This is a genomic window from Methylobacterium sp. ap11 (genome assembly GCF_900110515.1).
In the GTDB taxonomy this organism is placed as follows: Bacteria; Pseudomonadota; Alphaproteobacteria; order Rhizobiales; family Beijerinckiaceae; genus Methylobacterium; species Methylobacterium ajmalii.
Genome location: NZ_FOEB01000027.1, coordinates 83,341 through 90,858 on the forward strand (window position 1 = coordinate 83,341; position 7,518 = coordinate 90,858).

The following is a 7,518-nucleotide window of genomic DNA, read 5'->3' on the forward strand; positions in this document are numbered from 1 at the left end:
TGAATTGATCGCAAGGTTGGACGAGAATGACGCGGGATCCCCTCTCCCGTGTGGGAGAGGGGATCCCGCGTTTTTCTGCGAAATTGCCGAAATCTCGGCACGTATCTTCCTGAGGGAGCACACGGCATGGCCCGAGAACCGAGGCAGTTCGCGAGGGCCCTTCGGCAACAGGCGACCTCTGCCGAAGATCGCCTCTGGACTGTTCTGCGTGGCCGCCGCTTCCATGGTCTCAAGTTCAAGCGCCAAGTACCTCTCCTTCTCTACACGGTCGACTTCCTTTCCCCCGAGCGGAGGCTGGTCGTCGAACTCGACGGCCGCCAGCACGAATGGCACCGCGATTACGATGCCAAGCGGACGGAGGAGATCGAGCGTCTGGGCTTCTGCGTGCTGCGCATCGCGAACGAGGAAGTGCTGTCGGATCTCGATGCAGCCCTGAAACGGATCACGGAAGCGGCATTCCCGGGGGGCGAGGGGATCCCGGATGCGCAAGCCGTCCCCTATGACCTTCACGACATGCGGCCGCCTCAAAGGCGAGCCCGCGCAGAGACAATCATATGCTGAGCCTCAGCCTCGCCCCGCTCGTCCCCGTCCCGGTCCTCTGGGCCCTGGGCGGGCTCGCCGCGCTCCTGGCCGTCGTGGCGTTCCTCGCCCGCGGGCCGGTGGCGCTGCTGCGGGTCCTCGTCCTCGCGCTGGTGCTGCTGGCGCTGGCCAACCCCTCGCTGGTCCAGGAGGAGCGCGAGCCGGTCAAGGACATCGTCGCCGTGGTGGTCGACCGCTCGGGCTCGCAGGGCCTCGGCGACCGGCCGGCGATGACCGACAGGGTCAAGGCCGAGCTGCAGCGGCGCCTGGGCACCCTGACCGAGATCGAGCCGCGCTTCGTCGAGGTGCCGGAGGCCGGCGGCGACGAGGGCACGCGGCTGTTCACGGCGCTCTCGAGCGCGCTCGCCGACGTGCCCCCCGATCGCCTCGCCGGCGTGGTGATGCTGACCGACGGCGTCGTCCACGACATCCCGGCGAGCCTCGCCGCCGCGAGCTTCAAGGCGCCGCTCCACGTGCTGGTCACCGGCCGGCCCGACGAGCGCGACCGGCAGATCCGCCTGATCGAGGCGCCGCGCTTCGGCATCGTCGGGCGCGACCAGACCATCCGGGCGGAGGTGATGGAGCGCGGCGGCACCGGCTCGGCCGTCGTGACCGTCCGCCGCGACGGCGAGGAGGTGGTGCGCCAGTCGGTCCGCACCGGCCAGCCGTTCAACCTGACGCTCCGGGTCGAGCATGGCGGGCCCAACGTCGTCGAGATCGAGGCCGAGGCGCTGCCGGGCGAACTGACCACCGCCAACAACCGCGCGGTGCTGCCGATCGAGGGCATCCGCGAGAAGCTCCGGGTGCTGCTGGTCTCCGGCGAGCCCCACGCCGGCGAGCGGACCTGGCGCAACCTGCTCAAGTCCGACGCCAACGTCGACCTCGTCCACTTCACCATCCTACGCCCACCCGAGAAGCAGGACGGCACGCCGATCTCCGAACTGTCGCTGATCGCCTTCCCGACCCGCGAGCTGTTTCAGCAGAAGATCAAGGATTTCGACCTCATCGTGTTCGACCGCTACGCCAACCAGAGCGTGCTGCCGTCGAGCTACTTCGACAACATCGTGCGCTACGTGCGCGAGGGCGGGGCGCTCCTGATCGCGGCGGGCCCCGAATTCGCCTCGGCGGCGAGCCTCGCCCGCACGCGGCTCGCCGCGATCCTGCCGGGCGAGCCGAACGGGCGCGTGGTCGAGCGGCCCTACAAGGCGGCGCTGACGAACAGCGGCCAGCGCCACCCGGTGACCCGCGACCTGCCGGGCTCCGAGGCCTCGCCCCCGGCCTGGGGCGACTGGCTGCGGCTCATCGGCGCCGAGGTCCGCCCCGGCGTGACCCCGATCCTGGCCGGCGCCGATTCGCTGCCGCTCCTCGCCCTGTCGCGCGAGGAGAAGGGGCGGGTGGCGCTCCTCCTCTCCGACCATGCCTGGCTCTGGGCCCGGGGCTACGAGGGCGGCGGGCCGCATCTCGACCTGCTGCGCCGCCTCGGCCACTGGCTGATGAAGGAGCCGGCGCTCGAGGAGGAGGCCCTGCGCGCCGCCACCACAGGCCACGGCCGCGAGGTCCGGGTCGAGCGCCAGACCATGGGCGACACCGCAGAGCCCGTCACCGTGACGGCGCCGAGCGGCAAGGCCCGCACCCTGACGCTGAACCCCGACAAGCCGGGCCTGTTCGCCGCCGCCTTCGAGGCCGAGGAACTGGGGCTGCACACCCTGCGCTCCGGCACCCTCGTCGCCTTCGTCAGCGTCGGGCCGGCCAATCCGCGCGAGCTGGTCGACGTGTTCAGCGACACCGAGCGCCTGCGCCCGCTCGCCGAGGCCACCGGCGGTTCGGTGCGGCGGCTCGCCGAGGCCGGCGGCGGGATCGCGATTCCGCGCCTGCAGCTCGCGCGGTCCGGGCGGCTGTCGGGCTCCGACTGGATCGGCTTTCGCCCGAGCGACAGCGCGGTGGTGCGCGGCGTCTCGGTCTACCCGCTGGGCCTCGGCCTCGCGGCGCTCGCGGCCCTCGCGGCGGCGGTGCTGGCGATGTGGCTGGCGGAGGGGCGGCGCGGACGGGCGTAAACCCGGATCGCGCCGACGCGGCAGGAGCTTGGCGGCGTGCGTTCAAGCCGGACGCCGCCAGGCGGCCACCTGACGCGAGCCGGCAGGAAACGCCGGCAAGGGCCGACGGCGACGAGGGAAAATGGCCGCGTCGCCGGTCAGCCCGGCTCGCCCCAGGCTCCGGTCGCGGTGGCGGCCATCGCCGTCTCCGGCGTCAGCCAGGTCCAGTCCGTCCCGGCCTGGTGGCGGAACCACGTCACCTGCCGCTTGGCGTAGCGGCGCGTGTCGGCCTGGCCGCGCGCCACCGCCTCGTCGTAGGACAGAGTCCCGCGCAAATGGGCGATCAGCCCTGGCACCCCGTGGGCGCGCATCACCGGCAGCATCGGGTCGAGGCCGCGATCGGCCAGCGCCTCGACCTCGGCGAGGGCGCCCGCCGCCATCATGGCGAGGAAGCGGGCGTCGATCCGCGCCCGCAGCACCTCCCGGTCCGGGGTGAGGAAGAGCTTCAGGCACGGCAGGCCGGTGAGGGGGCCCGGCCGGCGCGCGGCCTGGAAGGCGGCGATCGGCCGGCCCGTGGCGGTGAGCACCTCGAGCGCGCGCAGCACCCGCAGGCGGTCGTTGGGGTCGAGCCGGGCGGCGCCCTCGGGATCGCGGGCGGCGAGGGCGGCGTGCAGCTCGGGCGTCTCGCACCCCTCCGCCTCGGCCCGCACCGCGGCGCGGACCGCGTCCGGCACCGGCGGGATCTCCGACAGGCCCTCGGTCATCCCCATGAAGTAGAGCCCGGTGCCGCCGACGACGATCGGCAGGCGGCCCGCGTCTCGCGCCTCCGCCAGCGCCGCGCCGGCCGCGGCGAGGTAATGCCCGACGGAAAAATTCACCGCGCCGTCGACGCTGCCGTAGAGACGGTGGGGCGCCTGCGCCGCCTCGTCCGGGGCGGGGCGGGCGGTCAGGAGGCGGAGGTCGCGGTAGACCTGCATCGAATCGGCGTTGATCACCACGCCGCCGTGCCGGCGGGCCAGCGCCAGCGCCAGCGCCGACTTGCCCGAGGCGGTCGGCCCTGCGATGAGGATCGCCCGAACCCGCCCGTCCATGCCTGCTCCTTTCACGCGCGCGGCCGGGACGCGCCGCCTGAGACGAGCCCCGAGATCCCCGATGACCCTGGTCGCCACCCTGATAGCAAACCCGGAGCGCCCCGCCATCACCGACGCGGTGCTGGCCGAGGCACGGGCGCTGCTGGCGACCGAGCATCAACCGCGGATCCTGCACGGCGAGGTCGCGGCCGAGATCCTGGTCGAGGGCGCGCCCGCCTCCGCCGCGGGCCTCGCCGAGCGCCTGCGCACCGCGCTCGCCGGCGAGCCGATCGACGTCGCCGTGCAGGCGGTGACGCCCCACCGGCGCAAGCGGCTCTTCCTCGCCGACATGGATTCCACCATGATCGGCCAGGAATGCATCGACGAGCTCGCCGACGAGGTCGGCCTCAAGGAGCACGTTGCGGCGATCACCGAGCGGGCGATGCGCGGCGAGATCGCCTTCGAGCCGGCGCTCCGCGAGCGGGTCGCCCTGCTCAAGGGCCTGCCGCTCGCGGCGGTCGAGGCGGTGATCGCGCAGCGCATCACCCTGATGCCGGGCGGGCTCACGCTGGTACGCACCCTCAAGGCCCACGGCGCCTACACGGCCCTGGTCTCGGGCGGCTTCACCCTGTTCACCGGGCCGGTGGCGGCGCGGATCGGGTTCGACGAGCACCGCTCCAACCGCCTCGTGACCGAGGGCGACACCCTCGCCGGCGCCGTCGCGGAGCCGATCGTCGGGCGCGAGGCCAAGCGCGACGCGCTCGTAGAGCTGCGCACCCGCCTCGGCCTCGACCCGGCCGAGACCCTGGCGGTCGGCGACGGCGCCAACGACCTCGCGATGCTGGAGGAGGCGGGCCTCGGCGTCGCGTTTCGGGCCAAGCCCGCGGTCGCCGCCGCGGCCCATGCCCGCATCGATCACGGCGACCTCACCGGGCTCCTCTACCTGCAGGGCTTCGCGGCGGCCGAGTTCGTCGGGTAGAGCGCGTCACGATCGCGTTGCAATCGCGAAGCTCTCTAGGTTTTTGATTTTGCCGCATTTTCGTCGACGAACCGGCATCCGCTTCGTCGGAAAATGCTCTAGCGTGAGTTCGCCGGGTCGCTTGCCTCGCAGCCCCGCATCGTGACACGAGACCGGATGTCGACCGGACTGATCCTGCATCCCGACGGCTGCCAGCGCTGCTGGTGGCCGGGTACCGACCCGCTCTACGTCGCCTACCACGACACCGAGTGGGGCGTGCCCGAGCACGACGACCGCGCCCTCTACGAGAAGCTGATCCTCGACGGGTTCCAGGCCGGGCTGTCCTGGATCACCATCCTGCGCCGGCGCGAGGGCTTTCGCCGCGCCTTCGCGGGCTTCGAGCCCGAGGCGATCGCAGGCTTCGGGCCCGAGCGGGTCGAGGCGCTGATGCAGGATACCGGCATCATCCGCAACCGCGCCAAGATCGAGGCGACGATCCGCGGTGCGCGGGCCTACCTCGCCATCCAGGAGCGCGGCCCCGGCTTCTCGGCCTTCCTGTGGGACTTCGTCGACGGGCGCCCGCTCCAGACCACGGCCGAGACCCGCGCCGAGATCCCGACCGAGACCGAGATCTCGCGAAAGATGTCGAAGGCGCTGAAGGCCGAAGGGTTCGGCTTCTGCGGCCCGACCATCGTGTACGCGTTCATGCAGGCCGTCGGCATGCTCAACGACCACCTCGTCGGCTGCTGCCGCCACGCGCCGTGCGCCGCCCTGCCGGGCCCCGGCGGCCTCGGAGCGGCGCCGTGAGCGCCCCGGCCCGGGCGTGGCAGCGGATGTTGTCGGGGCGGCGCCTCGACCTCCTCGATCCCTCGCCCCTCGACGTCGAGATCGCCGACATCGCCCACGGCCTCGCCCGCGTCGCGCGCTGGAACGGCCAGACCGCGGGCCCGCACGTCTTCTCGGTGGCGCAGCACTCGCTGCTGGTCGAGGCGATCGGCGGCGCCCTCGAGCCCGGCCTCGGAGCCGCCGAGCGCCTGGAGCTGCTGCTCCACGACGCGCCCGAATACGTGATCGGCGACATCATCTCGCCGTTCAAGGCGGCGATCGGCCATTCCTACAAGGCGGTGGAGACCCGGTTGCTCGCGGCGATCCGCCTGCGCTTCGGGCTCACCCCGTCGCCGAATGCGGCGATGCAGCGCCTGAGCAAGCGCGCCGACCGCCTGAGCGCCTACCTGGAGGCGACGCGGCTCGCCGGCTTCTCGCAGGTCGAGGCCGTGCGGGTCTTCGGCAAGCCCGACCGCGTCGACGCCGATCTCGCTGCCCTGCTGGATCCCTGGCCGACCGCCGAGGCGCAAGGCGCCTTCCTGGCCCGCTTCCACGCTTTGTCCGATACCCTGGCCGGTACCTCGGCCGATGCCCTGCAGAACGGCTCCGTTTCCTGAGACGAAGGACCTGTCGCCACCATGCCGACCCTGCACGTCTGCCCCCTGTCCCGCCTGCCCGAGACCGTGGACGCGACGGGCGCGCGCCACGTGGTGACGCTGATCAACGTCGGCACGCCGGTGGTCCGGCCGCCCGCGATCGCGGAAGCCGACCACCTGTTCGTCGGGGTCAGCGACATCACCGACGCCCTCGACGGCCACGTCCTGCCCGACGAGGCGCATGTGCGCCGGCTCCTCGACTTCGTGCGCGCCTGGGACCGGGCCCAGCCCCTGGTGATACACTGCTACGCCGGCATCAGCCGCTCGACCGCCGCCGCCTTCATCGCCACCTGCGCCCTGCGGCCGGACCGCGACGAGGCCGAGATCGCCCGCGAGCTGCGCCTCGCCTCGCCCTCGGCGACGCCGAACCGGCGCCTTGTCGCGGTGGCGGACGCGATGCTCGGCCGCGGCGGGCGCATGGTGGCGGCCATCGCGGCGATCGGCCGCGGCGCGGACGCCTTCGAAGGCGAGCCGTTCAGCGTCACCATCGAGTGATTCCACTGTGGCCGAAAGGCAGCCCTGGCGCGCAAACGGGCATCGGCACTCCTGCGTCGCCGGGGAAGGGTTGTTTCACGTCACCTCACTCGCCATAACCCGATGCTCATCATGGGAGCATCGTCACGCATGTCCGCAGCCCGGTCCGATGCCAGCCGCGCGGCAGCCTCCGCACCCGCCGGCTCGACCGGAACCGCGGATCTGCCGTTCGAGAAGGCCCTCGAGGAACTCGAGGGCATCGTTCAGCGCCTGGAACAGGGCAACGTCCCGCTCGACGAATCCGTCGCGATCTACGAGCGGGGCGAGGCCCTGAAGCGCCATTGCGAGACGCTGCTGCAGCGGGCCGAGGCGCGCATCCAGCGCATCACCCTCGGGGCGGACGGACGTGCCGCCGGGACGGCGCCGCTCGATGTCGCCTGATCGCTCCCATTCCTCCCGCGCCGTGACTCGGCGGCGGGTTTCCTCCTTCCGGACGTGAGGATGGCTCCGGTGTCACCGCTCAACCTTCCCCTCCTCGACCGCGTCCGCATTCCCGCGGATCTGCGCCAGCTGCCCGAGAGCGACCTCGCCCAGCTCGCCGCGGAACTGCGCGCCGAGACCATCGACGCCGTCTCGGTCACCGGCGGCCATCTCGGCGCCGGCCTCGGCGTCATCGAGCTCACCGTCGCCCTGCACTACGTCTTCAACACCCCCGACGACCGCATCATCTGGGACGTCGGGCACCAGGCCTACCCCCACAAGATCCTCACAGGACGCCGCGACCGCATCCGCACCCTGCGCCAGGCCGGCGGCCTCTCGGGCTTCACCAAGCGCTCCGAGAGCCCCTACGACCCCTTCGGCGCCGCGCATTCCTCGACCTCGATCTCCGCGGGCTTGGGCATGGCGATCGGCCGCGACCTCGC

At 72.5% G+C, this 7,518-nt stretch carries 9 protein-coding genes; 8 read left to right on the forward strand and 1 reads right to left on the reverse strand.

The window, feature by feature from the left end:
• The first annotated feature begins 126 nt into the window (after positions 1–126).
• Both BMX97_RS27575 and BMX97_RS27580 read left to right on the forward strand, forming a co-directional pair.
• The gene (locus tag BMX97_RS27575; protein WP_091754359.1) at positions 127–561 is read left to right on the forward strand and encodes an endonuclease domain-containing protein; all 435 of its coding nucleotides are present in this window, start codon (positions 127–129) and stop codon (positions 559–561) included.
• Positions 555–2,633, forward strand: coding sequence for a hypothetical protein (locus BMX97_RS27580; protein ID WP_091754360.1), 2,079 nt, complete (start codon positions 555–557; stop codon positions 2,631–2,633). The genes BMX97_RS27575 and BMX97_RS27580 overlap by 7 nt, the downstream gene beginning before the upstream one ends.
• Before the next feature lie 137 nt (positions 2,634–2,770).
• Here BMX97_RS27580 and miaA read toward each other — a convergent pair whose 3' ends face one another.
• A complete protein-coding gene (miaA, locus tag BMX97_RS27585) occupies positions 2,771–3,703 on the reverse strand; it encodes a tRNA (adenosine(37)-N6)-dimethylallyltransferase MiaA (RefSeq protein WP_091754361.1) in 933 nt (310 codons plus the stop codon).
• A gap of 61 nt (positions 3,704–3,764) precedes the next feature.
• On the opposite strand from miaA, the gene serB reads away from it, so the two are divergent.
• From serB to BMX97_RS27615, 6 genes are all read left to right on the forward strand, one after another.
• Positions 3,765–4,661: a phosphoserine phosphatase SerB gene (gene serB / locus BMX97_RS27590; RefSeq protein WP_091754362.1), complete on the forward strand. Its 897-nt coding sequence runs from the start codon at positions 3,765–3,767 to the stop codon at positions 4,659–4,661.
• Between the two features lie 156 nt (positions 4,662–4,817).
• A complete protein-coding gene (locus tag BMX97_RS27595; RefSeq protein ID WP_091754363.1) occupies positions 4,818–5,447 on the forward strand; it encodes a DNA-3-methyladenine glycosylase I in 630 nt (209 codons plus the stop codon).
• 26 nt (positions 5,448–5,473) lie between these two features.
• Entirely contained in the window at positions 5,474–6,082 is a 609-nt protein-coding gene (locus BMX97_RS27600; protein ID WP_091754377.1) for an HD domain-containing protein, read from the forward strand.
• A gap of 21 nt (positions 6,083–6,103) precedes the next feature.
• A complete protein-coding gene (locus BMX97_RS27605; RefSeq protein WP_091754364.1) occupies positions 6,104–6,616 on the forward strand; it encodes a tyrosine phosphatase family protein in 513 nt (170 codons plus the stop codon).
• A gap of 129 nt (positions 6,617–6,745) precedes the next feature.
• Entirely contained in the window at positions 6,746–7,036 is a 291-nt protein-coding gene (locus tag BMX97_RS27610; protein ID WP_091754365.1) for an exodeoxyribonuclease VII small subunit, read from the forward strand.
• A gap of 69 nt (positions 7,037–7,105) precedes the next feature.
• Positions 7,106–7,518, forward strand: a 413-nt coding sequence (locus BMX97_RS27615) for a 1-deoxy-D-xylulose-5-phosphate synthase N-terminal domain-containing protein (RefSeq protein ID WP_280142820.1), incomplete at its 3' end; no start/stop codon positions are given.

Bases quoted from the DNA above. Each gene is read 5' to 3' on its own strand.
- serB (WP_091754362.1), top strand. From the start codon at position 3,765: ATGACCCTGGTCGCCACCCTGATAGCAAACCCGGAGCGCCCCGCCATC.
- BMX97_RS27575 (WP_091754359.1), top strand. From the start codon at position 127: ATGGCCCGAGAACCGAGGCAGTTCGCGAGGGCCCTTCGGCAACAGGCG.
- miaA (WP_091754361.1), bottom strand. From the start codon at position 3,703: ATGGACGGGCGGGTTCGGGCGATCCTCATCGCAGGGCCGACCGCCTCG.
- BMX97_RS27600 (WP_091754377.1), top strand. From the start codon at position 5,474: ATGTTGTCGGGGCGGCGCCTCGACCTCCTCGATCCCTCGCCCCTCGAC.
- BMX97_RS27595 (WP_091754363.1), top strand. From the start codon at position 4,818: ATGTCGACCGGACTGATCCTGCATCCCGACGGCTGCCAGCGCTGCTGG.
- BMX97_RS27580 (WP_091754360.1), top strand. From the start codon at position 555: ATGCTGAGCCTCAGCCTCGCCCCGCTCGTCCCCGTCCCGGTCCTCTGG.
- BMX97_RS27605 (WP_091754364.1), top strand. From the start codon at position 6,104: ATGCCGACCCTGCACGTCTGCCCCCTGTCCCGCCTGCCCGAGACCGTG.
- BMX97_RS27610 (WP_091754365.1), top strand. From the start codon at position 6,746: ATGTCCGCAGCCCGGTCCGATGCCAGCCGCGCGGCAGCCTCCGCACCC.